The 23788-nt window shown below is 60.9% G+C and carries 22 protein-coding genes; 11 read left to right on the top strand and 11 right to left on the bottom strand.

Features of this window, described 5'->3' with window-relative positions:
• Positions 1–191 precede the first annotated feature (191 nt).
• Genes ACQZ48_RS18015 through ACQZ48_RS18000 form a run of 4 tightly spaced genes read left to right on the top strand, consistent with a single transcriptional unit; the run spans position 192 to position 4799 of the window.
• On the top strand, positions 192–689 hold the full coding sequence (locus ACQZ48_RS18015) for a Csu type fimbrial protein (RefSeq protein ID WP_077983862.1): 498 nt from the start codon (positions 192–194) through the stop codon (positions 687–689).
• A 21-nt stretch (positions 690–710) separates the two neighbouring features.
• The gene (locus tag ACQZ48_RS18010) at positions 711–1430 is read left to right on the top strand and encodes a fimbrial biogenesis chaperone (RefSeq protein WP_137411112.1); all 720 of its coding nucleotides are present in this window, start codon (positions 711–713) and stop codon (positions 1428–1430) included.
• Positions 1402–3852, top strand: a complete 2451-nt coding sequence (locus ACQZ48_RS18005) for a fimbria/pilus outer membrane usher protein (protein ID WP_448729125.1) — start codon at positions 1402–1404, stop codon at positions 3850–3852. The genes ACQZ48_RS18010 and ACQZ48_RS18005 overlap by 29 nt, the downstream gene beginning before the upstream one ends.
• Entirely contained in the window at positions 3849–4799 is a 951-nt protein-coding gene (locus ACQZ48_RS18000; RefSeq protein WP_077983865.1) for a Csu type fimbrial protein, read from the top strand. Before ACQZ48_RS18005 ends, ACQZ48_RS18000 begins: the two co-directional genes overlap by 4 nt.
• Here ACQZ48_RS18000 and ACQZ48_RS17995 read toward each other — a convergent pair.
• The 4 genes from ACQZ48_RS17995 to ACQZ48_RS17980 all read right to left on the bottom strand — a co-directional run bounded on the left by ACQZ48_RS17995 (position 4793) and on the right by ACQZ48_RS17980 (position 9305).
• Positions 4793–6400, bottom strand: coding sequence for an ABC-F family ATP-binding cassette domain-containing protein (locus tag ACQZ48_RS17995; RefSeq protein WP_448729124.1), 1608 nt, complete (start codon positions 6398–6400; stop codon positions 4793–4795). The two genes, ACQZ48_RS18000 and ACQZ48_RS17995, sit on opposite strands and share 7 nt — an antisense overlap.
• A gap of 183 nt (positions 6401–6583) precedes the next feature.
• Positions 6584–8386 carry an ABC transporter ATP-binding protein gene (locus tag ACQZ48_RS17990; RefSeq protein WP_269833881.1) on the bottom strand — a complete coding sequence of 601 codons (1803 nt, stop codon included), beginning with the start codon at positions 8384–8386 and terminating at the stop codon, positions 6584–6586.
• Positions 8387–8648: 262 nt separating this feature from the next.
• Entirely contained in the window at positions 8649–8882 is a 234-nt protein-coding gene (locus ACQZ48_RS17985; RefSeq protein WP_448729123.1) for a hypothetical protein, read from the bottom strand.
• A 114-nt stretch (positions 8883–8996) separates the two neighbouring features.
• On the bottom strand, positions 8997–9305 hold the full coding sequence (locus tag ACQZ48_RS17980) for a GCG_CRPN prefix-to-repeats domain-containing protein (RefSeq protein WP_448729122.1): 309 nt from the start codon (positions 9303–9305) through the stop codon (positions 8997–8999).
• Between the two features lie 182 nt (positions 9306–9487).
• On the opposite strand from ACQZ48_RS17980, the gene ACQZ48_RS17975 reads away from it, so the two are divergent.
• A complete protein-coding gene (locus ACQZ48_RS17975) occupies positions 9488–9691 on the top strand; it encodes a CsbD family protein (RefSeq protein ID WP_077983870.1) in 204 nt (67 codons plus the stop codon).
• Positions 9692–9752: 61 nt separating this feature from the next.
• Here ACQZ48_RS17975 and ACQZ48_RS17970 read toward each other — a convergent pair whose 3' ends face one another.
• Positions 9753–9935: a hypothetical protein gene (locus ACQZ48_RS17970; protein ID WP_448729121.1), complete on the bottom strand. Its 183-nt coding sequence runs from the start codon at positions 9933–9935 to the stop codon at positions 9753–9755.
• Between the two features lie 280 nt (positions 9936–10215).
• On the opposite strand from ACQZ48_RS17970, the gene ACQZ48_RS17965 reads away from it, so the two are divergent.
• Genes ACQZ48_RS17965 through ACQZ48_RS17940 form a run of 6 tightly spaced genes read left to right on the top strand, consistent with a single transcriptional unit; the run spans position 10216 to position 15759 of the window.
• Positions 10216–11367, top strand: a complete 1152-nt coding sequence (locus tag ACQZ48_RS17965; protein ID WP_137411119.1) for an extracellular solute-binding protein — start codon at positions 10216–10218, stop codon at positions 11365–11367.
• A gap of 32 nt (positions 11368–11399) precedes the next feature.
• Positions 11400–12248: an ABC transporter permease gene (locus ACQZ48_RS17960; RefSeq protein ID WP_245307129.1), complete on the top strand. Its 849-nt coding sequence runs from the start codon at positions 11400–11402 to the stop codon at positions 12246–12248.
• 1 nt (position 12249) lies between these two features.
• Positions 12250–13074 carry an ABC transporter permease gene (locus ACQZ48_RS17955; protein ID WP_217003884.1) on the top strand — a complete coding sequence of 275 codons (825 nt, stop codon included), beginning with the start codon at positions 12250–12252 and terminating at the stop codon, positions 13072–13074.
• A gap of 9 nt (positions 13075–13083) precedes the next feature.
• Positions 13084–14118 carry an ABC transporter ATP-binding protein gene (locus tag ACQZ48_RS17950; RefSeq protein ID WP_137411121.1) on the top strand — a complete coding sequence of 345 codons (1035 nt, stop codon included), beginning with the start codon at positions 13084–13086 and terminating at the stop codon, positions 14116–14118.
• A gap of 1 nt (position 14119) precedes the next feature.
• Complete coding sequence (locus ACQZ48_RS17945) at positions 14120–14956, top strand: glycerophosphodiester phosphodiesterase (protein ID WP_149148096.1); 837 nt, start codon at positions 14120–14122, stop codon at positions 14954–14956.
• Positions 14953–15759: an inositol monophosphatase family protein gene (locus tag ACQZ48_RS17940; protein WP_448729120.1), complete on the top strand. Its 807-nt coding sequence runs from the start codon at positions 14953–14955 to the stop codon at positions 15757–15759. The genes ACQZ48_RS17945 and ACQZ48_RS17940 overlap by 4 nt, the downstream gene beginning before the upstream one ends.
• Before the next feature lie 37 nt (positions 15760–15796).
• On the opposite strand, the gene ACQZ48_RS17935 is transcribed toward ACQZ48_RS17940, so the two are convergent.
• The 6 genes from ACQZ48_RS17935 to ACQZ48_RS17910 all read right to left on the bottom strand — a co-directional run bounded on the left by ACQZ48_RS17935 (position 15797) and on the right by ACQZ48_RS17910 (position 23677).
• Positions 15797–17608 carry an ABC transporter ATP-binding protein gene (locus ACQZ48_RS17935; protein ID WP_077983878.1) on the bottom strand — a complete coding sequence of 604 codons (1812 nt, stop codon included), beginning with the start codon at positions 17606–17608 and terminating at the stop codon, positions 15797–15799.
• Between the two features lie 4 nt (positions 17609–17612).
• Positions 17613–19397, bottom strand: a complete 1785-nt coding sequence (locus ACQZ48_RS17930; protein WP_077983879.1) for a gamma-glutamyltransferase family protein — start codon at positions 19395–19397, stop codon at positions 17613–17615.
• A gap of 21 nt (positions 19398–19418) precedes the next feature.
• Complete coding sequence (locus tag ACQZ48_RS17925) at positions 19419–20291, bottom strand: ABC transporter permease (protein WP_162520594.1); 873 nt, start codon at positions 20289–20291, stop codon at positions 19419–19421.
• A 12-nt stretch (positions 20292–20303) separates the two neighbouring features.
• Positions 20304–21251 carry an ABC transporter permease gene (locus ACQZ48_RS17920; RefSeq protein ID WP_077983880.1) on the bottom strand — a complete coding sequence of 316 codons (948 nt, stop codon included), beginning with the start codon at positions 21249–21251 and terminating at the stop codon, positions 20304–20306.
• 68 nt (positions 21252–21319) lie between these two features.
• Positions 21320–22828, bottom strand: a complete 1509-nt coding sequence (locus ACQZ48_RS17915; RefSeq protein WP_448729119.1) for an ABC transporter substrate-binding protein — start codon at positions 22826–22828, stop codon at positions 21320–21322.
• 75 nt (positions 22829–22903) lie between these two features.
• On the bottom strand, positions 22904–23677 hold the full coding sequence (locus ACQZ48_RS17910; protein WP_077983882.1) for a FadR/GntR family transcriptional regulator: 774 nt from the start codon (positions 23675–23677) through the stop codon (positions 22904–22906).
• Positions 23678–23788 lie beyond the last annotated feature (111 nt).

The raw sequence follows: 23788 nt of genomic DNA, 5'->3' as shown, positions 1-23788 counted from the left end.
CTTTGCGATCACGCCGCGGCACTTTTGATTGTGGCAGCCGCTGCATTTCAGCCAGTGGTTTTTCAGACGTCAGCTTTAAGGGTTTATTAACCAAATCGGGACGAGTATTAGCTTATTCTAATTACCCGTTATTGGCGTAATTGCATGTTGCGCATCGAAAAACCGGCAGCGCAGCAGCTTGGGGAGGCAGCATGAAGTTTGCAGCATCAGGCTATTTGTTATCATTTGCGGCGCTGGTTCTCACCCCGGCATCCGGCCTCGCCCAGGTCGCCACGACGAATTTCAACGTCCAGATCACCATTCAGGCCGCATGCCAGATCAATTCCGCCGGCAACCTTGACTTCGGCACGAATGGTGTGATCGGCAGCAATATCGATGCGACCAGCGACATTGTCGTGCAATGCACAGCCAGTACCCCTTTCAGTCTCGGCCTTAGCGCCGGCGCTGGCTCGGGCGCAACGGTCGCCAACCGTCTGATGACATCGCCTGGCGGCGCGACCATTTCCTACTCCCTTTATACAAGTGCGGCGCATAGCACGGTATGGGGCAACACTGTGGGAACGGACCGGCAAACGGGAACGGGAACCGGAGCGCCGCAGACATTCACTGTCTATGGGCGCGTTCCTGCCCAGACGACACCTGCGGTCGGCGTCTATACCGATACGGTGACGGCCACGCTCAACTACTGATCGCCACAGGGAGGATCGCGCATGCGTGTTTTTACCTTAGCGGCTGCGTTTTTTGCCGGTTTGACTGTTTCATCTTCACAGGCTGCATCGCTGCGGGTCGCCCCCGTACTTCTGGATCTTAAAGCGCCCACGGCGGCCTCCAGCCTCCGCATCTGGAACGATGCGAAAACCCCGATCAACGTTCAGGTCAGAATATTCCGCTGGACCCAGAAAAATGGGCAGGACGTCTATACGGCGGCGCAGGACGTCGTCGCCAGCCCGCCGATGACGCAGCTGAAGGGCGGTGCGGAGAACCTTATCCGCATCGTCCGGCTTTCCAAGGCCCCGCTGCGCGCCGAAGAGAGCTACCGCGTCATCGTCGATGAGTTGCCGCCGGCGGGAAGACCGCAATCCGGCACGGTTAATCTGGTGGTGCGCCACTCCATACCCGTTTTCTTCTCGCCCGCTTCCACAGGTGATGCGGAACCGGCCTGGAAGATAACACCGCAGGGCAATGGCTACCGGGTGTCGGTGTCCAATACGGGCGAGAGGCGGATAAGGATCGCCAACCTGATGCTTTCCGGCGGCAACGGGCAGGCGATTGCCCGGCAGCAGGGGCTGGTGGGATATGTGCTTGGCGGATCCGCCGCAAGCTTTGTGGTTCCGGCAACGGGCGGCAAGAGAGGCGGCGGCACGCTGAAGATTTCGGCAGACAGCGAAGGCGGCCCCGTCAATGCGACGGCGCGCGTCTCGGGCGGCTGATCTCGCCGTTTTGACGATTGCCGCTCTGACGGTCATTTCATCGGGCAAATTTTCCGTGGCGCAGGATATACCTCCTGCGGCGCAACCGGCCTCTTTTGCCGCAAAAGAAGCGGGACAGTTGCAGCTCGAAGTCTACATCAACGATGTTTCGACAGAACTGATCGCCACATTTCGTCAAAACGACGCCGGATCGTTTCTGATCGAACCGGAACAGCTGAACAATATCGGGATTTCTCCGGTTGAAAGCGCTACCGGCGATGATGGCTGGATCGATATTTCCCGGCTGCCGGATGTGGTGGCGCGTTACGATGAAGGCAGCCAGTCCATGCATTTCACCCTGCCGATGGCGGCGCGGGCAAACAGGGTGATAGACGCCTCCGGCAAGATTGCGCAGGAAGAACACGAAGAGACCCGGGAAAAGGCCACGAGCGATTTTGGAGGTCTGGTGAATTACACGATCTACGGTTCCTCCGGCGGCAACAAATGGTCTGACATCGCCGATTTCAACGGTGTCTCGGCCCTTTTGGAAAGCAGGGCCTTCGGTCCGCTCGGCGTGCTCTCCTCATCGCAGGTTTTGAGCACATCGCGCCTGTCGGAGTTCGATACCCAGCGCCTCGATACCACCTGGAGCTATTCAGACGAAGAAACGCTGACGAGCTACCGGGCCGGCGATCTCATTACCGGCGGGCTGAGCTGGACACGCCCAACGCGGCTCGGCGGCCTGCAGATCCGCCGCAATTTCGACCTGCGGCCGGATATCGTCACCATGCCGATGCCGGAATTTGCAGGTTCAGCGGCCGTGCCCTCCACTGTCGACGTCTATGTCAACAACATCCGCCGTCTGTCGCAGGATGTTCCCGAAGGGCCGTTTTCCATCACCAATCTTCCCGTTATCAGCGGCGCAGGCAATGCGAGGCTGGTGGTGCGGGATGCGCTGGGCCGCGAAACCGTATCCGAAACGCCCTTTTATACGTCGCCGGACCTGCTGGCGGAGGGTCTCGTCGATTTTTCAGCGGAGCTCGGTTTTGCCCGGCGCAATTACGGAGCCTCTTCCTTCGATTACGACGAAAAATTGCTCGGATCGGCGACGGTTCGTTACGGCCTGTCTGATGGCCTGACGCTTGAGGGCCATGCGGAAGGCGGCGAGGATTTCTATAATATCGGCTTTGGCGGCGTCTTCACGCTTGGAGCCCATGGGCTGGCGGCGATTTCCGGTGCATCCAGCCGCTTTGGCGAGGAAAGCGGCCACCAGCTCTCCGCAAGCGTCGAAGCCGAATTGCTCGGGCTCAAATTTCACGCCCGGTCGCAACGGGCATTCGGCGATTATCACGACATGGCGTCGGTCTCCGCCGATAGCTCGACACTCAGGACGATCTCCGGCCTGCTGAGCGCGCGGCCGCCGCGTGCCGTGGATCAGATTTCCGTTTCCACACAGCTTGCTTTCGATGAAACGAGCCTGAACTTTTCCTATACGCAGGTGGAAACCTTCGATGAAAGAAAATCCCGGTTGCTCGGCCTTTCTGCCACGCGGCCGTTCGGCGAGAACGGCAATATCTTCATCACCGCCTATAAGGACCTTGAGGACAGCCAATCCTACGGCGTCTTCGCGGGCCTGTCCTGGTCGTTCGGCGGTGGCGTCTCCGGCTCGGCCGGCATGTCGTCGGATGCGGATGGCTATTCGCTGACAGCAGAGGTCGGAAAATCCGAAGAACAGGCCGAGGGAAGTTATGGCTGGCGCCTGCGCGGCTCGACCGGCGGCAACGATATCGCCTCCGTTTCCGGCAGTTACCGCGGCAGCACCGCCCGCGTTTCGGCCGGCGTCGATCAATTCAACCGCACGACACAGGCCTATGCGCAGATCGAAGGATCGATAGCGCTCGCCGGCGGCGATGTCTTTGTCGGCAACCGGATCGATGACGCTTTCGCCGTGGTGGATGCGGGCGCGCCCGGCGTCGATATCCTTTTGGAAAACCGCCCCATCGGGCAGACCAACCGCCGCGGCAAGATATTGCTTCCGAACCTTCGTTCCTACGACGTCAATAACATCACGCTCGACCCCAGTAATCTTCCGGTCGACGCCCGCATAGACCGCACGAAACAGACCGTGACGCCGACCGACCGCGCGGGGGCCGTGGTCAATTTCAAGGTGGAAACCGAGGGACAGGTGGCGCTGGTGACGCTGAAAGGCGAGAGCGGCGAGTTCATCGAAACCGGATCGACCGGCAAAATTGACGGCAAGCGCGATTTTATCGTCGGTTATGACGGACAGGCCTATCTCGACAATATCAGCGAAACGCATCGGCTCCGCATCAAGCAGCCGACGAAGGGCGCTTGCGAAGCACAGATCACCGTGCCCTCTGCCGACCCCTCTGCCGGCGAGACGCGCGCAACTTTCGAAGCCCTATGCAGGAGCATCCAATGAAGGCCCTGACCCGTGCCGCCCTTGCCATCGCAGCCTTCCTCTCGGCTTCACCGGTCCTGGCGCAAAGCTGCACCTTCAGCATGTCGGACATGAATTTCGGTTTCGTCAATCTCGCAAGCGGCAGCGCCGTGGACACGACGGCGACATTGTCGGTCACCTGTTCCAACCCGTTGTCGCTGGGGCTTTCCATCCGCATATGCCCCAACATCAATGCCGGAAGCGGCGGACAGTCGGGCGGCATCCGTCGCATGCTTCAGGGCAGCAACATCCTCAACTACCAGCTTTACCAGAACTCGGCGCGAACGACCTCCTGGGGATCGGTCACGCAGCCCGCACTCGGTTCGCCTCCGCCAATCGATATGGCGTTGCCGCTCCTGATCAACACCACGAGCCGCACGGTCTATGGCCGGATCAACGCCGGTCAGGCCTCGGCAGCGCGCGGCCTATACCTCTCCAGCTTTGCCGGCGCGGAAACGAGCTTCACCTATACGACCTTTACCCTGCTTGCACCAAGTTGCTCTTCCGTGACCCAGAACCCCACGCAGGTGCCGTTCAACGTGTCGGCCGCGGTGGCGCCCACATGCATCATCTCGGCCCAGAACATCGATTTTGGCAGTCATGGCGTCTTGAACACGGCAGTCAATGCGACCGGAGCGATCAATCTGACCTGCACCACCAATCTGAACTATAGTGTCGCGCTCAATGGCGGCCTGAGCAACAGCCCGCCGGCCGCGCGCCAGATGGTGCAGGGAGGCGCATCTATAATCTATGGTCTCTACCGCGACGCAAACCGCACGAATGTCTGGGGAAGTGCGGCAGGCGAGATAGCCACCGGCACCGGAACAGGCGGCTTGCAAACACTGACCGTCTATGGCCGCGTCCCGGCGCAGACCACGCCGGCGCCGGGGAACTACTCCGATACGGTCGTCGTGACGGTGAACTACTGAGGGCCGGAACGCACCTCTGACTTTCCAAGTTCCAGCCGCCGATCGATGCCGATGCCGGCGAGAAACGCCTCATCATGGCTGACGACCAGCAAGGCGCCGTCATAGGCCCGAACGCCAACCTCCACGGCGGCGATGGAATCAATATCCAGATGGTTGGTCGGCTCATCAAGGATCAGCAATTGCGGAGGCTGCGGGCCTCCCAGAACACAGGCGAGACCTGCCCTGAGCATCTGCCCGCCCGAGAGTGTTGCAACGATCTGCAAGGCGGCATCGGCACGAAACATGAAGCGCGCAAGGGCGGCGCGGCAGGCATTGTCCCCCGCCTTCGGATTAAGCCGAAGGAAGTTGTCGCGGATGGACAGGCTCGCGTCGAGCAGGCTGACCTGCTGATCGAGAAACACGGACTTCACCCCGACATGTACCACCCCCTCAGACGGCGGCAAGTCCCCCGTGATCACCGAAAGCAGCGTCGTTTTTCCCGATCCGTTCGGGCCGGTTACGGCAACGCGTTGCGGCCCGGTAATTTCGAAGGACAGGTCGCGAAGCACGGGGTGTTCGGCCCGATACCCCGCAGTCAGGTTCTGCAGGCTGAGCACGGTTTTTGTCGTGTGCAGGCCGCTGGGCGGCAATGTAACACTGACGCCCTGCAGGATTTCGATCCGTTCCCGCGCCGTCTTCAGATCGTCCGTCGCCTCGGCCGTCAGGCGGCTGGCCAGATTGGCGTTGTCGCCGCTCGTCTTTTCGGCACGCCTCTTCATCGCACCAACAAGGATACGGGGCATGTCTCCCCTCGCCGCTTTTGCGGCACCCCTGCTGTCACGGCGGGCCTTACGCTCCAACGCCTCCTGTGAACGGCGCCTGACCTCGGACAGACGCTTTTCCGCATTCGCGAAGTCCTGTTCGGCGGCGGCCAGCTCCAGCGCCTTTTGTGCGCGGTAGTGGCTCCAGTTGCCGCCGTAACGGGTAACACCGAGCGTGGTCATTTCGACGATGGCATCGAGGGTTTCGAGAAGCTCCCGATCGTGGCTGACGACGATCGCTCCGCCGCGCCAGGCCGCCAGAAATTCGGCAACGAAAATGCGCCCCTCCCGGTCGAGATTATTGGTCGGTTCGTCAAGGATCAGGAAATCCGGCGCGGCGTGGATTTGCGCCGCAAGTGCGGCCCGCGTGCGCTGCCCGCCGGAAAGCGCCGAAAGCGGCGTGGAGGGCAAGGCGTCCAGCCCGACCTGCGCGAGCGCCTTGGCAATTTCCTCCTCCAGCATCCAGTCAATGTCCTCAAGCTCATCGACAGTGGCCGTTCCCGACTGCGCACGGGCGAGCGCGTCCAGCGCCTCGCGCGCACCAAACAGGTCGGCGACAGTCTCGTCGGACACAACCTGTACGCTCTGGCGCAGGAGATTGACGCAGCCCGAAACGGAAACCGTGCCCGCCGACGGCGACAACTCGCCGGCGATCAGTTTCAGCAGCGTCGTCTTGCCGACGCCGTTGCGCCCGACAAGGCCGGTGCGTTCGGGTCCGAAGTGAAGGTTGATGTCGGAAAAGAGCGGATGACCGTCAGGTGTGGACCACGAGAGGTCTGAAAGCGTGATGGAATGCGACATGGATATGGGTTCCCCTGATGACAAGGCGTTGTGGCTTTGCGATCGGGTGGAAATCCATGGTTCACCGTCCTGTTGGTGTTGCGCGAAACACGCCCTTACGCAAAAAAAGCGGCGCGCTGATGGCGTAGGTCCAATGTTCGGGTAGTGAACGCCGGGGGACCCCCCCCCGGCGTTTCGTTTTTTTCAGGCCACCAGGCCCTTGGTCAGCTCCAGCGCCTGCCGTTCGAACAGCCTGCGGTAGATGCCGTCATGGAGGCGGATCAGCGCCTGGTGGTCACCCTCTTCGACAATCCTGCCCTTGTCGAAGACGAGCAGCCGGTCCAGCGCCCTGACCGTGGACAGCCGATGGGCGATGACCAGCGTGGTGCGGCCGACCATTAGCCGTTCCATCGCCTGCTGGATCTGCACTTCGCTTTCGCTGTCGAGGCTGGAAGTGGCCTCGTCCAGTATCAACACCGGCGCATCCGCAAGGAAAGCACGGGCGATGGCGACACGCTGACGCTCGCCGCCAGACAGCTTGACGCCGCGCTCACCCACCATCGTCTCATATCCCTTGGGAAGGGACATGATGAAATCATGGGCGCTCGCCTGTTTCGCCGCCTGCTCGATCTGACGCCGCGTGGCGTCCGGCCGGCCATAGGCGATGTTTTCCGCCAGCGTGCGGTGGAACAGGATGGGCTCCTGCTGCACGATGGCGATCTGGCCGCGCAGGCTGGACTGCGTAACCCCGGCGACATTCTGGTCGTCGATGCGGATTTCGCCCGACTTGATGTCGTAAAGCCGCTGGATGAGCTTGACGAAGGTTGTCTTGCCCGAACCGGAATGGCCGACCAGGCCCACCCGTTCACCCGCCTTGATGGTGACCGAAAAGTCATCGTAAAGCGGCGTGGGATGCGCGCCATACTGGAAGGTGACGTGATCGAAGACGATCTCGCCCTTTCCGATCCTGATCGGTCCGGCGTCCGGCCTGTCCTCGATGCCGAGCGGCATCTTGTCCAGCAGCACCAGCTCTTCCATGTCGTTGACGGCGCGTTGCAGGTTGCGGATATCCTGCCCCACATCGCGCAGATAACCCTGCAACACAAAGAACATCGCCAGCACGAAGGTAATGTCGCCCGGCGTCGCCAGCCCCTGTTGCCACATGATGAGGCCCGTACCCAGAATGCCGGCCTGCATGGAGACCATCATGAAGCTCTGGATCGTGCCGTTCAGCGTGCCGCGCTTCCATGTCCTGCGTGTGCGGTGATCCCACTTCACCAGCACATGGCCCAGGCGCGTTTCCTCGCGGGCCTCGGCGCCAAAGGCCTTGACCACTGAATTGCAGCTGATCGCGTCCGCCAGCGCGCCGCCAAGTCTGGTATCCCAGGCATTGGCAAGCCTTGCCGCCGGCGAAACATAGCCCATCGAAAGCCCCACGGTCACGCCGATATAGATCAGCGATCCGAGACCGACGATCAGGCCCATGACCGGCCAGTAGCTGCCGAGCACAATGGTGGCGCCCACCAGCATGACGATGGAAGGCAGAAGTGCGACCAGCAGAAGGTCGTTGAGCGAATCCAGCGCCCACATGCCGCGCGTGATCTTGCGCACCGTGGAGCCGGCGAAGCTGTTGGCATGCCAGTCGGTGGAGAAACGCTGCACCTTGTGGAAGCCGTTATTGGCGACATCCGCCATGATTTTCAGCGTCAGCCGGATGATGCCGTTGAAGATGAACCAGCGCAGCACAACGCTCACCAGCCCCAGAGACACCACGATGACAAAGGCGCGCAGCGCCTTATCTGCCCCGTTGCCGGCCTCGTCTCCACCGGCAATGGCATCGACGATCTGGCCGGAAAAGACCGGCACCATCACTTCAGCCAGCGTGCTGGCAATCACCAGAACGATGATGAAACCCACCAGCGCCGGCCGATGACGCCAATGGTTGAAAACAAAGCCGAGCACATGTCGATAGGCATCGGCGCGGAAATCGAGCTTCTTGCGAGTCATTTTTACCAGCCCAGCGCCCTATAATCGGCGACCGGTCCTCAAAACGGAAGTTGGATGGCACAGCCCGCGCGGGAGACGAAGTGATCCCGTCAGATCAATCGGGCTATGGGGGAAATAAAACCGCATGTCGGGCGCGCAATCGGCGGGCCGCGAATGGATATGACCTAGTGTCGGGTCATTCCCTGCGGGAGGGTTTCGAAGAATGCCGGTGTCATGCAACGCCTCCCTTTGTTCGATCTGACGCGGTAGCGACACTTGTAACTCAACGGCCGGAGCTTGCCAAGCGGGTTTTTGCAACCGACTGGTGAATGATGCGGAAACACCACACCAGCTGGATGCGCAAGCGGAAAGTCGAGATGGTATCGGCCATTACCGGTCGTTCCATCTGCGCATTCGTGTCCTTGACCACCGGTCCCCACTTGGCGATTTCCACCGCAAGGTGGGCCTTCAGCTCATCCAGCGAAGGACGACGATCCTGGCGCTGAAAATACGCCATGCGCGCGACAACCGCCGGAGCGGCGAAATCGGTGTGGGATTCTTTTCCGGATCGTAAGGACCTCACCGGGCCCTATGAGAAAGGCCCTCCCGAGGTGGGGAGGGCCTTGCCAGATCAGTATCGGTAATAGTCGCGTCGGTCGCGATAATCCCTGCGGTCGCGCCATTCCCGTCTGGCCTGACGCTCGCGCCATTCACGGCGGGCTTCCCAGCGGTCGCGCCTGTCCCAGCCGCGCTCATAACGCTGCCCGTTCGGACGACAATAGCCGCGCGGGGTCAAATGGAAACCGCGTCCGCAGGCATAGTCCACCTTTTGAATGTAGGTCGCCGAAGGTGCAGACGGCTGACCGACAGGCATGGCGTTCGCGCCGGTGCCAAACAGGGCGCCCAAAATCAGTCCGGCGGTTAAAATCATCTTGCGCATCTTATCTCCCTCCTTGTGGGATGAGAGGATTTAGCGCCCCGCCGCGTGAACTGCCGCTGAATGAATCGTGATCTTTTCGTGGCAGCAGGCCACAGTTGCGCCGAACATAACGACCGCTGGACGGAACCCTGCGCACGCTCGGACATTTACAGGTGCAAGCCAAACAAAATGGGAGAGCACCGATGGATTGGAATCGCGTTGAAGGCAACTGGAAGCAGATGAAGGGCAAGGTGAAGGAGCAGTGGGGCAAACTCACCGACGACGATCTTGACGTCATCGACGGCAAACGCGAGCAGTTGGAAGGCAAGATTCAGGAGCGCTACGGCTACGAAAAAGACCAGGCACGGAAAGATATCGACGACTGGTATGGTAGTCAGCGCTGGTAAGATCAGACCCCGCTTCGGCACCCCGCTTCGGCGGGGTTTTTCTTTGCGCGGAATTTACCTGTCAGCCGGCAACAGCCAAGACGGCGGCGATGACGAGCAGCAGAGGCCCCATCCATCTGAAGTGACGAACAACTGGCGGCTGAGCGGCTGTGTTTATTGACAGCGGCAGATAGCCGAAGCCGACACACGTCATCCACAGGCCGGCGCTAAACATCATGAATTCATCGTTATAGGTTGCGATCACAACTTCCCTCCCTCCAATGCTACCGCGGTCATCCTACCTGCCCGGCAACGCCTATGGTAGAGCCCGCGCGCTTTTGAACGACCACCCGGAGAATGCGTTTCGCGAAGGGTTAAGGTGTCTGTCGGCGGCAACCGTCACGAAAGCGTTATGTAAAGACTTTAGAAACGCCGCCGGCCCGTTCAAAAAATGCATGGCTGTGCAATGACCGGCCAGAGCCTTCCCCATCTTTGCGGAGTTAGCGCTCAGCAGTCCACTCGCGCCGAAAACATCGGAGACATAGATGAAACGCCGCACCTTTATGATGTCCGCCGCAGGCGCCGCCGCCGGTCTCGCCCTTGCACCGCGCATGAGCTTCGCCGCTCCGGGCACGATCGACTGGTACACCAGTTCGGATACCAATATCCTCGATTTCTGGTCCAATACAATCAAGCCCGCCTTTGAAGCCGCCAATCCCGGCATGAAGCTCAATCTCGTCGATGCAGGCGACAGCGCCGGCATTATCGCCATCGGTGAGCGCGCCATCGCCGCAAAGCAAACGGGCACCGATCCGCAGGCCGATTATTTCGAAACGGCCGATCCGCTGCTTCCCACCGGCGCCATCGAGGCCGGCATCTATGTGAACATGGCGAAAGCCGACCTCTCCAACTATTCGCGCGTCAATCCGCTTGCCATCCGCAGCGAATACAGCCTGCCCTATCGCGGCAGCCAGGTGCTGCTCGCCTATGACACCAGCAAACTGAAGCCGACGGACGCGCCGAAGACCTGGGATGAGCTCGTCAAATGGATCAAGGCCAATCCCGGCCAGTTTGTCTATAACCGTCCCGACAAGGGCGGCTCCGGCGGCAACTTCGTCCGCCGCGCCATCCACCAGGCCAACGGCCTCGACCCCAAGGCCTTCACGGTCGACAATTACACCCAGGAAGCCGGCGACAAGGCTCTCGGCAAGGCATGGGCGCTGCTGAACGATATCGCCCCGTCGCTCTATGACAAAGGTGCATACTCCTCCGGCAACACGCAGTCGCTGCAGCTTCTTTCGCAGGGCGTCGTCACCATGACCCCCGTCTGGTCCGATCAGGTGCTGAAGGCCATCGATCAGGGCGTTCTGCCGCAAGAAACAGGCCTCGTCCAGCTTCAGGACTTGGCGCTTTGCGGTGATTTCTCGCGCGCCGTGGTGCTTGCAAACGGCGCCAATCGCGACGCTGCCCTAAAGCTCGCCAATTTCGTGCTGTCGGAAGAAATTCAGGGCGCGATCCTTACCGAACTCGGCGGTTTCCCCGGTGTTTCCTGGGACTATGTGCCGGCCGAACTGCGCAAGCGCTTCGCCGACATCATCCCGCAGACCATCCCGACCTTCCCGGCCGGAAAATGGGAAACCGCCATCAATGACGGCTGGTATCGCAACGTCGCTCCCAACGTCGACCGCAAGTCGTGACCGAGGTTGCGGAAGGAGCGGTTCGCCCGCTCATAGACAATACGGCAGGCAGGAGGCCAATCGGCCTCCTGCTCGTCGCCATCCCCGTCTTCCTGATCGTCTGGCTGGTCATCTGGCCTGCCCTCAACGCCATCGGCCGCACCGTCTGGCGCACCGGAGCGAGCGGCGAGACGGGTTTCGACCTTTCGAGCTACATCTTCTTCTTCTCGGACCGCTACAGCCTCGATAATCTTGCCGTGACGCTGTGGACGACAATGGTCTGCGCGATCCTCCTGCTAATGATCTGCCTGCCGATCGCGCTTTACCTGCGCTTTTCGCAAGGCCGCCTTTCGGCTTATGTGCAGGCGCTCGCCATCTTCCCCATGTTCGTGCCTTCTATCATCCTCGCCTTCGCCTTCATCCGCGTCCTCGGGCCTAACGGCATGGTGGACATATTGCTCAATGCGGTCGACCTGCCGAAAATCCGCACGCCCTATCTCACTCCGTGGGGGCCGGTCATCGGTCTTGTCTGGGATAATATTCCGCTGACCGTTCTTATCCTGCTCGCGGGACTCGGCAGCGTCGCCAACCAGTCGGTGGAGGCGGCGCGGGATGTGGGCGCAAACGCGCTTCAGGTCTTTTGGCACATCATCCTGCCCCGCATTTCCAATTCCATTCTCGTGGCGCTTTCCTTTTCAGTGCTCGGTATTTTTTCCTCCTTCACCCTGCCCTATCTTCTCGGACCGGCTTCTCCCGAAATGCTCGGCCCCTTCATGCAGCGCACGCTGCGCGAAGTGCAGGATCCCATCGGCGCCATGACCCAGGCCGTCATCGCTTTCGGTTTCTGCATTGCCTTCGGCCTGTTCTACGTGCGTTCGGTCGCACGCAACCAGGGGAAATAACATGACGACCCTTTCACCGGCGCGAACGCGCATGGATTGGCCCGGCATATTTTTCGCCACCCTTCTAACCGTCGCCATCGTCGGGCCGCTGCTTGTGGTGGGCACCTGGGCATTCACCGAGGTCTGGCGTTTTCCCAACGTCATTCCCCAGCAATTCGGTTTCCGCTTCTGGGGCCAGACGCTGGGCCGCGCCGATGTGTGGAACGCGTTGATGCTGAGCCTGCGGCTGACAACGGTGGTAACGCTGCTTTCAGCGGTGATCTGCCTTCCCGCCGCCTATGCCTTTGCGCGCATGAGTTTTCCCGGCCGCAACCTGCTGTTTTTCTCCTTTCTTGCCGGCCACGCCTTCCCGAAATTCGGGCTTCTTGTGGCGATTGCCGCCATTTTCCTCCAGCTCAACCTCATCGGCACCTTCTGGGGCGTCGTTCTCATCCAGCTCGTCGGCACGCTGATGTTCATGATCTGGATTCCGGTGGCGGCATTTCAGGCCGTCGACCGGCGCATGGAAGAGGCGGCCCGCGATGTCGGCGCCAGTCCGCTCAGGGTCTTCTGGTCGATTACGCTGCCGCAGGCGGGACCGACCATCGCTGCCGCCGTGCTGCTGAGCTTCGTTGGCACTTTTTACGAGACGGAAGGCGCATGGCTGATCGGTGCACCGGGCATTCGAACGATGCCGGTGCTGATGATCAGTTACATCAACAACCAGATGGTCATCCAGTATGGCGCGGTCCTGTCCGTCCTGCTGTGGGCGCCGTCCTTCATTGCCCTCATGTTCGCCCGCCGCGTCATCGGTGGCGGCGCATTCGCCCGCGGTTTCGGCGGTTAGGAAATCATCATGTCCGTACTTCACATCCGCCAGGTTACGAAAACCTATTCCGGCGAGACCAATGCCGTCGACAGTTTTTCGCTCGATGTCGCCGATGGTGAACTCGTATGCCTTCTCGGCCCCTCCGGTTCGGGCAAATCGACGCTGCTGCGCATGGTCGGCGGTTTCGAGCAGCCGACGGGCGGACAGATCTCCATCGATGGCGAAGATGTCACGCATCTGCCGCCGGAGCGACGGCCGACCGGTATGGTGTTTCAGAGCCACGCGCTCTGGAGCCACATGAATGTCTTCAAGAACCTCGCTTTCGGCCTCAAGCTGCGCCGCATGCCGGCTGCCGTTATCAGAGAGAAAGTGGAGGCGGTGCTCGAACTCGTCGGGCTTTCCGGTTTTGGCGAGCGCGCCACCGGCCAGCTTTCCGGCGGCCAACAGCAGCGGGTGGCGCTTGCCCGCTCGCTGGTTCTCGAACCGAAAATACTCCTGCTCGACGAGCCCTTCGCCAGCCTCGACCAGCATCTGCGCGAGCGGTTACGGGAGGAAGTGCGCGATATCCAGCAGCGCCTCGGTATCACCACGCTGTTCGTCACCCACGGTCAGGATGAGGCCCTTTCCATGGCCGACCGCATCGTCGTGATGGCGAACGGCAAGACCGAACAGATCGACCGGCCGAATGTGATCTACCGCGAACCGCAGACCCCGTTCGTCGCCGGCTTCATCGGCACCATGAACCTGATCGAAGGCGCAGTTTCAGACGGAAATTTCATGCGGGCCGATTTCAGCTTGCCGCTTCCCGTCTCCGACGGACCGGCCATTCTCGCCGTTCGCCCGGAAGCCATCGATCTGACGATCTCCGAAACGCGGCAAGCAAGTGTGCACCGGGTGACGGATTACGGCACCCACGGGCTTGTCGACCTTGATCTCGCCGATGGTACAAGGATCAAATCCATGGTCGCCCACCCGGATATGTTCCAGACGGGACAGGGCGTGCAGATTTCGCCCCGTGCCGTCACGGCCTATCGCGACAACCGCCCAATCTACCGGAGCTGACATGAACCAGCCGATCCTTATCGACCGCGACGGCCACAGAACATGGCTCAAGTGGCATCGCGCCCGGCGTCGTGCCGAAGATCCGGTCTTTACCGGCGAGCGTATCATCGAGGCGATGCGGCTTGGCGCAAGCATCGAGGTCGATCTCGTCATCCATGCTGATCACGGCTGCGCCGTTTTGCATGACCGGACGCTGGAGCGGGAAACCACCGGCACCGGCCGGGTGCGCGATACATCCGCCGCCGCCCTGCGCCAGCTCCACCTGCGCGACAATGACGGCCACCCCATCGATGCGAAGGTCATGCTGCTCGAAGACCTTTGCGCCCTGCTTGCCGAGGGCGCCGTTCATCCCGACGCCCTGCTCCAGCTCGATTTCAAGGAAGACCGGCAGGCGCTCACCCCGCAGGTGGTCGCCGGTTTCGGGGCGAGCGTTTCGCCCATAGCAAGCTCGGTGATCCTGTCGGGCGGCGATTTCGACGCCATCGCCATGCTGGCCGGTTCAGCGCCGGGACTTCGCACCGGATACGATCCCTGCCACCGCGGCACGCTAGCTGCACTGAAGGCAAGCGGAAACTATCCGGGCTTCATCGAAGACGCCCTTGCCACGGCGCCCAATGCCGGGATGATCTATCTCGACTACGAGATCGTGCTTGCTGCCGAGGATGCCGGTGTCGATATCATCGCCCCCATACATGCCGCCGGCCGCCGGGTCGACGCCTGGACGATCAACAGCGTCACACCGCAATCCATAGAACAGGTGAAACGCCTTTTGCGGCTTAAGGTGGACCAGATCACCACCGATGATCCGGAAGGGCTCGCCGAGGTTTTCAACCGATGATAGTCAATTATACCACCATCCTCGACCATATGGTCGCAACCGCCCGCGAGGCCGGCGCATTGACGCTCGACCATTTCAGGCGCTTCCGCGACATCGAAATCGGCGTCAAGGGACCGGGGGATTTCGTTTCCGATGCGGACCGGGATTCCGAAACGTTGATCCGCGAGCGCCTGCTCGGCCAATATCCCTGGGGACTGACCGGTGAGGAGTTCGCACCCGTCGAAGGGGCGGATCAGGATCACCGCTGGCTGGTCGACCCGATCGACGGCACCACCAATTTCCTCTTCGGCCACCACTACACCATCACCATCGCGCTTCGCCGCAGTAATGAAACGATCTGCGGGCTGGTCTATAATCCAGTTTCCGACGAGATGTTCACCGCGATCAAGGGAGACGGCGCCTATCTCAACAGCGAGCGCCTGCAGGTCAATGCCAGCACCGATGTCGCCCTGATGTGCGTCGGCACCGGGCTGCCCACGCCCAATCTCCAGCTTTATCCCGGCGCCTATCAGCGCCTCGACGCCATTCGTGCGCCTATCGGCGCGGTCCGCGTGGTCGGCAGCGCCGCAAATTCCTGCGCTTACGTCGCATGCGGCCGGCTGACCGGCTATTACGAGGAAACGGGCTTCGTGGACACGGCAGCCGGCATTCTGCTGGTGCAGGAGGCCGGCGGCATCGTGACCGACTGGTGGGGCCGCGGACCGGAGTTCTATGAAAAGACCGGTACGCTAATCGTCGCCAATGCCGCGACCCATGCCTATCTCATGGAGCATCTGCGCGGCGTTCCGCCCAAGAACCCCTGACGAACGAATTCTTTTTCGAAGCGTTCAGTGCCTCTTCTCAGGCCACCTGCACCAGGTGGCCGGGCGAAACGGTCCTGTAGTTCCGCACCGGTGTTTCATATCCCACTGCCCGTATCGGGCTTTTCAGCTCGTCATTGGATATGCCGCGCCTTATCCCGCGCCTTGCCGGATCAGGCACGGGCACGGCGGCCATGAGCTTTTTCGTATAGGGATGCTGCGGATTGTCGAAAACCGCCGCACGCGGCCCGATCTCCACGATCTCCCCGAGATACATCACCGCCACACGATGGCTGACGCGCTCCACCACCGCCATGTCATGCGAAATGAACAGGAAAGCGAGGTTGAGGCTCTGTTGCAGGTCGAGCAGCAGGTTGCAGACCTGCGCCTTGATCGAAACATCGAGCGCCGAGACGCTTTCATCGGCAACGATGACCTTGGGATCGAGCGCCAGCGCACGGGCAATAGCGATGCGCTGGCGCTGGCCGCCGGAAAACTCATGAGGGTAGCGGCTGGCCATATCGGCGGACAGACCCACCTTTTCGAGAAGATCGGCAGTCTTTTCCTTCGCCTGTCTGGTGTTGCCCAGTTTGTGCTTGATAAAGGGCTCGGAAATCGCCGTGCCCACCGTCATGCGCGGATTGAGCGACGAGAACGGGTCCTGAAAGATCATCTGCACGGATTTGCGCATATTGCGCAGGCCAACCGTATCGAGCCGCATCACATCGTAACCGTCGAGCGACACGTCGCCGGCCGTCGGCTCCACAAGCCGCATGATCGAGCGGCCGGTGGTTGATTTTCCGCAGCCGGATTCCCCAACCAGCGACAGCGTTTCCCCCTGAAACAGATCGAAGGACACGTTTTCCACCGCATGGACCGCGCCCGTCTGGCGCGCCAGTAGGCCGGAGCGGATGGCAAAACGCGTCACCAGGTTCTTGACCGATAGAACCGGCGTCTGCCCACTCGCAACTGTCCCGGCCACTTCCTGCGGCTCGCTTGAAAGGCCGGTTTTCATGTCGAGCACCGGAAACCGTGTCGGCCATTGCCGGTCGCGCATCGAGCCGAGCTTCGGCACCGCCGAAAGCAGCGCCCGTGTATAGGGGTGCTTACCGCACCGGAAGATGTCTTCCGTCGGTCCGGTCTCGACCTCATCGCCACGATACATCACGATCGTCCGGTCGGCGATTTCGGCCACCACGCCCATGTCATGGGTGATGAAAAGGACCGACATGCCCTCCTCTTCCTGCAGCAGCTTGATCAGATCGAGGATCTGCCCCTGAATGGTGACGTCGAGCGCCGTCGTCGGCTCGTCGGCGATCAGCAGTTTCGGCCGTGAGGCAAGCGCCATGGCGATCATCACCCGCTGGCGCATGCCGCCGGAAAACTGGTGAGGATATTCATCGAAACGACCGGAGGCGTTTGGAATGCGAACCTTTTCCAGAAGCCGCACTGTTTCCGCCCGCGCCTCCTGCTTCGAAAGCCCCTTGTGCCGGATGAGTACTTCAGAAATCTGGCGGCCGATGGTGAAGATCGGATTGAGCGAGGTCATCGGCTCCTGGAAGATCATCGAGATATCGTTGCCGCGCACACCGCGCATTTCCCTTTCGGAAAGCGCAAGAAGATCGCGCCCGTTGAGCAGCACCTCCCCCTCGATCCGGCTGGAGGCCGGGGCGAGCAGGCGCATGAGAGACAGCGACGTCACCGATTTGCCGGAGCCGGATTCCCCGACAATCGCGACGGTTTCGCCAGGCGCGACATCGAAGGACACGTTGCGCACGACGCTCTTCCACGCGCCATCCACGAGGAAGGAGGTGGTGAGGTTACGGACGGAAAGGACGGGTCTTGTCTCCATGGTGTCACCGCCCTACCGCATAGGCCTGCATCAGCCGCGGTGTCGCGGCGGCGCGCAGCAGGCCGTCCGCATCGCGGCGCGCGGCGGTGAGCCGCCCGACCGACCATGCATCGGCAACCGTGACGCGGTGCCCTCGACGGCGAAGCTCCTGCAAGGTCGCCTCGCCCACGGTGCTTTCCACGGTGATTTCGCCCGGCGAACGGGTGCGCGGATAAAACGACCCCGGAAAATGCGCGGTGTGGAACAGCGGCATGTCGATGGCGGCCTGCAGGTTCTTGCCGTGATGGGCATAACGCAGGAAGAAGGGCAATTGCCACTGGTCCTGCTGATCGCCGCCCGGCGTGCCGAACACCATGGAGGGACGCCCCTGATGAAGCGCAAGCGAAGGCGTCAGCGTGGTGCGCGGGCGTTTGCCCGGTGCAAGCGAGGTCGGCAGACCTTCCTTCAGCCAGAACATCTGAGCGCGGGAATTGAGCGCGAAACCGAGACCGGGCACGATGGGCGAGGATTGCAGCCAGCCGCCCGACGGCGTGGTGGAGACCATGTTGCCCCAGCGGTCAATGACATCGATATGCACCGTATCGCCGCGCTTCTCCGTCAGATGCGACATGGTCGGCTCGTAGACCGTGCCGGCGCCGCTCATCTCGGCCAGCATGGCCATCGTGGCGTCCACCTGCTTTTCGTAACCCGGCACAGTGCCGGGGCGCAGCTCCAGCGAGGCCTCGCCGCTTATCAGCGCGCGGCGTCCGGCATTGTAGCCTTCCGACAGGAGATATTCCGTCGGGATCTGCCCGAATTCCGGATCGCCGTAATAGACTTCGCGGTCGGCATAAGCGAGCTTCATGGCTTCGACTATGGTGTGGATGAAATCGGGACCGGACGGGTCCATGGCCGCAATGTCGAAGCCTTTCAGAAGCGCAAGCGATTGCAGCAGAACCGGACCCTGTCCCCAGGCCGGCGTCTTGGCAATCGTCCAATCTTGATAGTCGAGCGTCTGGGGCGCTTCGACGGTCGCGCTCCAGTCCGCCATATCCTGCGCCGTTAACACGCCCTTGTGCCGCGCGCCGCTGGCGTCCATGACTTCCGCAGTCCTCACGTAACGGTCGATAGCTTCCGCAACGAAACCCCGATAGAAGGCGTCGCGCGCCGCCTCGATCTGGTTTTCGCGGCCGGAACGCGCTTCGGCTTCGGTGATAATCCGCTGATAGGTCGCAGCCAGAACCGGATTGCGGAAATTGGCGTGAGGCTCGGGTGCGGCACCACCCGGCAACCACGTCTCATGGGAGGTCGGCCATTCCTTCTCGAAGAAATCGGCCAGTCCCTTGATGGTGGCGGAGACACGCGGCAATGTCGGATGCCCCTGCTCGGCATAATAGATGGCGGGTTCCAGCACGTCGCGCACGCTCATGGTGCCATAATCGCGCAGCATCAGCATCCAGCCGTCGAAGGCACCGGGAATAACGGTGGCCAGCAGCCCATCGCCGGGGATCAGCTTCAGTCCTTCCGACGTGTAGTGTTCGATCGTCGCACCGCTCGGGGCCGGGCCCTGTGCGCAGATGACTTCCACCTTGTCCTTCTTTTTCGAATAAAACACAGCGGGCATATCTCCGCCCGGACCGCAAAGATGCGGCTCGACGATCTGGAGGACGAAACCGGTGGCGACGGCCGCGTCGAAAGCATTGCCGCCTTTTTCGAGGATCGCCATGCCGACGGCCGACGCGATCCAGTGGGTTGAGGTGACGACGCCGAAGGTTCCAAGGATTTCAGGGCGTGTGGTGAATTCATTCATTCCGATATTCCTTGTAAAAAATCATGCTTCGCGCGGATCGAGCGCATCACGCAGGCCGTCGCCCAGAAGATTGAAGCCGATGACGACGAGGAAGATGGCGATGCCGGGCCACATCGTCATCCACGGCGCCTGGCTGAGGAAATTCTTTGCAGTATTCAGCATCGAGCCCCAGGAGGGCGCAGGCGCCTGCTGGCCAAGCCCGAGAAAAGAGAGGCTCGCCTCAGCGATAATGGCGGTCGCAACGGTCAGGGTCGCCTGCACGATGATAGGGGCAAAAACATTCGGCAGGATGTAACGCGTCATGATGTCGATGTGGTTGAGGCCGATGGACCTTGCGCCTTCGACATAGTCTTCGGTTTTGACCGCCAGCACCTGCCCGCGCGTCAGGCGCACGAAAATCGGCATGGCGGAAAGACCGATGGCGATCATCGCATTGGTAAGACTCGGGCCAAGGAAGGCAGCAAGCGCGATTGCCATGATGAGGAACGGCATGGCCAGCAACGCTTCGGTGATGCGGGATATGACCATATCCACCCAGCCGCCGAAATAACCTGAAATCAGGCCAAAGGGCACGCCGATGACCACGGCGATCATCACCGAGACCACGCCCGCCATCAGCGAGGCGCGCGCGCCATAGATCATGCGGGAAAGGATGTCTCGGCCGAGATCGTCGGTGCCGAGCCAATGGGCGGCCGAGGGGGCCTTGCGGATGGCCGACCAGCTGGTCGCCACCGGATCGGCAATCGGAAGGATCGGCGCGGCAATGGCAAGAACGGCGAAAAACAGCACGATAGCCATGCCGGCAAGCGCCGATTTGTTGCGCTTCATCTTTTTCCAGGCGCGGCTTTCCTGCCGCGTTACCGCTACGGAGAGGTTTTGATCGAGAACGGTCATGATATCGGTGCCTCAGATCGTCGCCCTGAGGCGGGGGTTGAGCAGGACATAGGCAATGTCGGCCAGAAGGTTCATGAGGATGAAGCCGACGGCGGTGCAAAGAACGATGCCCTGCACGACGGCATAGTCGCGGGTGAACACCGCATCGACCGTCATCTTGCCGAAGCCGGGAATGGTGAAAATCTGCTCCGTTAGCACCGCCCCGGCCAGCAATTCGCCGAAGAGCAGCGCCAGCAGCGTGATAACGGGCAGAAGCGCATTGCGGAAACTATGCGACAGGATGATCTCGCGCGGCGAAAGACCCTTGGCTCGGGCAGTGCGGATATAGTCGGAACTGAGCACCGCCACCATCGCCGACCGGGTATGGCGCATCAGCGTTGCCGCAAGCGCGTTGCCCAGCACGAAGGCGGGCATGATCATGGTTTCGATGGAGCGCACGGGATCGACAAAGATCGATTCATAACCGGATGCCGGCAACCACCCGAGTTTGACCGACACCAGCAGGATCAGCATGATGCCGAGCCAGAAATTCGGGATGGAGAGGCCGGAAAGCGCAACAATATTGGCCGCGTAATCGATCCAGGTGTTCTTCTTGACGGCGGCGAGAATACCGATTGGAATGCCGATGACCATCGCAAAGAACATCGCCATCACCGCAAGCTGGATGGTGACCGGCAGCTTCTGACCGATGAGTTCCAGCACTGGCTGGTTTGTGCGCAGCGAAATTCCGAAATCGCCCGTCACGACGCCGCCCAGCCAGTTGACATATTGCAGCGGAACCGGGTCGTTCAGGCGATATTTCTCACGCAGGAATTCAATCGTCGCCGGATCGCGCTCTTCGCCAGCCATGGCGAGAACCGGATCTCCCGGCAGCAGTTTTTGCAGCGAGAAGACGAAAATGGAGATGATCAGTAGCGTCGGGATAGCGACCAGCAGTCGCTTGCCGATATAAACAGGCATGGCGTGGCCCTCGTTCGTGCCAATTCGTGAGGGCCGCACGGCAGGGCCGTGCGGCGCATGCGACGTGTTCAGTCCTTGGAGACGCCGAGAAGGCGGATCATACCGTCCGGCGATGGCGCCCAGCCCTTGACCTTGTTGGAAATGGCGTAGGCATAGGGCTGGTGACCGAGATAGATGATCGGCATGTCATCGTTGAGGATGACGCTGGCGGCATCGTATTTTTCCTTGCGCACTGCATCTTCGGTCGAGGCGCGGGCCTCGTTGAGCAGCTTGTCGACCTCAGGATTGCAATATTTCACATCGTTGATGCCGCCCTTGCAGGTGACGAACTGATGCAGGTTGCCATCCGGATCGATGCGTCCCGACCAGTCGGAACGGCTGAGCTGATAATTGCCGGCGGTCTGCTCGGAAAGAAGCGTGGCAAATTCCGTGGCCTTCAGGGTGACGTTGAAGCCGGCTTCCGCGACCATTGACTGGATGACCTGCATCATCTGCGTCTGCGTCGTGTTGTTAGCGTGCTGAAGCTCGACGTCGAGTTTTTCGTAACCCGCCTCCTTCATCAGTTGCTTGGCCTTGTCGATATCGCGCGCCGGCACAGGAAGGTTCTGGTTGAACCATGGGCTTGTGGGCGGAAAGGCCTGATTGCCTGCTTTTGACGTACCCTCGAAGACGATCTGGCCGATCGCTTCCCGGTCAATCGCATAAGAAAAGGCCTGACGCAGGCGCTTGTCCTTGCCGAGCGGATTATCCGCGCGGGGGCCGTTGTTGATGTTGACATACATGGCCATATAGCCCGGACCGATGACATCCGCATAGGTCAGATTGGCGTCGTTCTTGACGGACTCGGCATCGGAGGCCGCGATGCGTTCGGCGATATCGAGGTCTCCCGAGCGAAGATTGGCAAGCTTCACGGTCGTATCCGGGATCGGCAGATAAACGACCCTGTCGACCAGAATTTTGTCCTTGTCCCAATAATCGGCGAATTTCTCGAGCACGATGCGGTCCTGCTGGATGCGCTCGACGAATTTGAACGGTCCGGCGCAGACCGGCTTCGAACCGAAATTGGCGCCCAGTTCCTTGGCCGCCTTCGGTGCGACGATCATACCGGCGCGGTCGGAAAGCTGCGCCAGCAGGGTGACATCCGGCGTCTTCAGGGTGAATTTCACTTCAAACGGCGCGGTGGCCTCAACCTTTTCGATCGAGGAAAGCTCACTCTTGCGGCGGGATTCCGGCAAGGTCATGTTGCGCTCGATGGTGGCCACGACAGCCGCCGCATCCAGCGTCTCGCCGTCATGGAATTTCACGCCGTCGCGGATTTTCATCGTCAACACCTTGCCGCCGTCGGACCAGGCCCATTCGGTGGCAAGCTGGGGAACGATCTTCATGTCCTGCGAGATATCGACGAGCTTGTCGCACATGGCGGTATAAACGATACGCCCGACGAAGGTGCGCGATTGCGCGGGGTCTAACACGTCGGCGTCGTCATTAAGGCCGATACGCAGTTCGGACGAGATTGCCGGCGCGGACAGGAATGCACCGGCCAACAGGGCGGCGGTCAATGTCTTGATCTTCTTCATGTTCTATCCTCTGGTCTGGTTATCTTTGTTTTTTCATTGGCCGGGTCTGAAAGTCCGGCAGGTCTGCTCTGCCGCCTATGAGGTCGGCGTGAGCGGATTATCGGCATCGCCCGTGCTGCGGGCGGCAATCTCTTGTCCGGTTTTCTCCTCCAGAAAGCCGAGCGAGGTGGCGCGGATCAACCTTTCCTGATGCATGAGCAGGTGCTGGCGCATCGCTTCGCCAGCTCTTGCGGGGTCGCGATCGGCGATGGCGTCGACGATCGCTATGTGCTGTTCGAAGGAAGCCTTGCCGTTCGTGCCGCTGCGGCGCGCCAGCTCCCGTATCGACTGCCATGCATCGTCCTGGCGAATGCGGTTGATGACATCAAAGATGGACAGGAACAATTTGTTGCCGGCGCTCTGGGCGATCTGGCGGTGAAGCGAACCATCCCACAACTCCTTGGCGTCGGCATCCGTGCTCTGGCCGGTCTTATGGACGAGGGCGCGCATGCGCTCCACCTCGGCCGGTTTGGCGCGCATGGCCGCAAGCTGCGCCAGTTGCGGCTCGATGCGCAGACGCACTTCCATGATTTCCATGATATCCGTGCCGGCCACCAGTTCCGTAACCTGGGCGGACCAATCGTCGGGCTTTTCGCCCACAAAGGTTCCCGCCCCCTGCCGTCTCCAGATCAGACCTTCGGCTTCGAGAACCTCAAGAGCGCGACGGACCGCACGCCGGCCGACATTGAAGGTTTCCGCAAACGCCCGCTCCGTCGGCAGGCGACGGTCTTTCGCAAGATCCTGCGCCTGAATATACGCGCGCAATTTTCCTAGCGCATAGTTGGAGTTGTCGTTGGGGTTCACCGTCACGTCGCACCATTTACTGAACCAATCTCACATTGGTTCATTTGGTTCGAAATTTTCGCCGACGTCAAGCCTATTTTTGAGCGATAATTACTGACGCTCAAAATATGGGCATTT

Source organism: Agrobacterium sp. 22-209-1 (genome assembly GCF_053522485.1).
This window is presented reverse-complemented; position numbering and strand designations above follow the sequence as displayed.

Coding starts and splice junctions, on each gene's coding strand:
- ACQZ48_RS18015 (WP_077983862.1), top strand. CDS start 192: ATGAAGTTTGCAGCATCAGGCTATTTGTTATCATTTGCGGCGCTGGTT.
- ACQZ48_RS18010 (WP_137411112.1), top strand. CDS start 711: ATGCGTGTTTTTACCTTAGCGGCTGCGTTTTTTGCCGGTTTGACTGTT.
- ACQZ48_RS18005 (WP_448729125.1), top strand. CDS start 1,402: ATGCGACGGCGCGCGTCTCGGGCGGCTGATCTCGCCGTTTTGACGATT.
- ACQZ48_RS18000 (WP_077983865.1), top strand. CDS start 3,849: ATGAAGGCCCTGACCCGTGCCGCCCTTGCCATCGCAGCCTTCCTCTCG.
- ACQZ48_RS17995 (WP_448729124.1), bottom strand. CDS start 6,400: ATGTCGCATTCCATCACGCTTTCAGACCTCTCGTGGTCCACACCTGAC.
- ACQZ48_RS17990 (WP_269833881.1), bottom strand. CDS start 8,386: ATGACTCGCAAGAAGCTCGATTTCCGCGCCGATGCCTATCGACATGTG.
- ACQZ48_RS17985 (WP_448729123.1), bottom strand. CDS start 8,882: ATGGCGTATTTTCAGCGCCAGGATCGTCGTCCTTCGCTGGATGAGCTG.
- ACQZ48_RS17980 (WP_448729122.1), bottom strand. CDS start 9,305: ATGCGCAAGATGATTTTAACCGCCGGACTGATTTTGGGCGCCCTGTTT.
- ACQZ48_RS17975 (WP_077983870.1), top strand. CDS start 9,488: ATGGATTGGAATCGCGTTGAAGGCAACTGGAAGCAGATGAAGGGCAAG.
- ACQZ48_RS17965 (WP_137411119.1), top strand. CDS start 10,216: ATGAAACGCCGCACCTTTATGATGTCCGCCGCAGGCGCCGCCGCCGGT.
- ACQZ48_RS17955 (WP_217003884.1), top strand. CDS start 12,250: ATGACGACCCTTTCACCGGCGCGAACGCGCATGGATTGGCCCGGCATA.
- ACQZ48_RS17950 (WP_137411121.1), top strand. CDS start 13,084: ATGTCCGTACTTCACATCCGCCAGGTTACGAAAACCTATTCCGGCGAG.
- ACQZ48_RS17945 (WP_149148096.1), top strand. CDS start 14,120: ATGAACCAGCCGATCCTTATCGACCGCGACGGCCACAGAACATGGCTC.
- ACQZ48_RS17940 (WP_448729120.1), top strand. CDS start 14,953: ATGATAGTCAATTATACCACCATCCTCGACCATATGGTCGCAACCGCC.
- ACQZ48_RS17935 (WP_077983878.1), bottom strand. CDS start 17,608: ATGGAGACAAGACCCGTCCTTTCCGTCCGTAACCTCACCACCTCCTTC.
- ACQZ48_RS17930 (WP_077983879.1), bottom strand. CDS start 19,397: ATGAATGAATTCACCACACGCCCTGAAATCCTTGGAACCTTCGGCGTC.
- ACQZ48_RS17925 (WP_162520594.1), bottom strand. CDS start 20,291: ATGACCGTTCTCGATCAAAACCTCTCCGTAGCGGTAACGCGGCAGGAA.
- ACQZ48_RS17920 (WP_077983880.1), bottom strand. CDS start 21,251: ATGCCTGTTTATATCGGCAAGCGACTGCTGGTCGCTATCCCGACGCTA.
- ACQZ48_RS17915 (WP_448729119.1), bottom strand. CDS start 22,828: ATGAAGAAGATCAAGACATTGACCGCCGCCCTGTTGGCCGGTGCATTC.